Origin of the sequence: Candidatus Pelagibacter communis, from assembly GCF_001180105.1 — a bacterium.
Lineage (GTDB): Bacteria > Pseudomonadota > Alphaproteobacteria > Pelagibacterales > Pelagibacteraceae > Pelagibacter > Pelagibacter ubique_K.
Genome location: NZ_CVSO01000001.1, coordinates 1 through 1,069 on the forward strand (window position 1 = coordinate 1; position 1,069 = coordinate 1,069).

Sequence of the window (1,069 nt, forward strand, 5' to 3'; positions counted from 1 at the left end):
ATCCTTTATATTCTCCAGTTTCAACTTTACACCAATTTAAATTACACTTTTTTTTATTTAAAAGTCTACCTGATTCAATTTTTGCAATAGGTCTTGAAAATTTTGTACTATCAGAAAAAAGAATTATATTATCTAAAGTTATAAATGAACTACTTTTTTTTAACTGAGATCTATGAATCCATCCACTATTTTTCTTAAAATCTAAAATTTTTCTAAAATTTTCTTTTTGGTCTATAATTTCAACAGGATAATTTTTTTTATTAAATACAAATTTTATTGGGTAATCTAATCCAGGGCCATACCTTACATTTACTTTTTTATTCTTAAGTGACATATACGTATTGTTATCTGAATAAGAATCAGTCAAAAAAAAACTAAATAAAAATAAATTTATAATTAAAAATTTTTTAATCATCTTATTTTTTTAAGGTTACTTACTCTAAAGTCTAGATTTAAAAGGTTTATTATCAAAACTTTACCGTTTAAACTTTTTCCAATTCCCACAATATTTTTTATTACTTCATTTGCCTGAATACTACCTACAACACTTGCTATTGTACCAACAACACCGTCAGCCTCACAATTTAAAACTTCATCATTTGGTATTGTTTGATAAAAAGACTTTAAACATATTCTTTTTTCCTTTGAAAAGTTAAAACTAAATATGTGCCCATCAAATTTACTAATTGCACCACACACGAAAATTTTTTTTAATTCCCTAGAAAACTCATTAACAAGAAACTTACTTGTGAAATTATCTGTTCCATCTACCACTATATCAAAATTTCTTATTAGGTTTTCAACATTTGATTGATTTAATTTTTTTTTATAACTTTCTATTTTTATGTTTGGATTAATCTTTTTAACTCTGTCACTAACCACTTTTACTTTGTACTTACCAATATCTTTTGTAGTAAACATAGATTGTCTATGTATATTTGAAAGATCTATTTTATCATGATCGATTAAACCAATCGTGCCTACTCCAGATCTACACAAATATTCTGCAACAGGACACCCTAATCCACCTAATCCAACAATAAGAACTTTTGAGTTTTTAATTTTTTTT

The 1,069-nt window shown here is 24.9% G+C and carries 2 protein-coding genes; both read right to left on the reverse strand.

All coding sequences use genetic code 11. The annotated features are described in order from the left end of the window. Positions 1-415, reverse strand: a 415-nt coding sequence (locus AMN84_RS00005; protein WP_075482226.1) for an SH3 domain-containing protein, incomplete at its 3' end; no start/stop codon positions are given. Next, positions 412-1,069 (reverse strand): HesA/MoeB/ThiF family protein (locus AMN84_RS00010; RefSeq protein WP_075482228.1); only part of this gene is annotated, 658 nt, incomplete at its 5' end. The genes AMN84_RS00005 and AMN84_RS00010, both read right to left, overlap by 4 nt.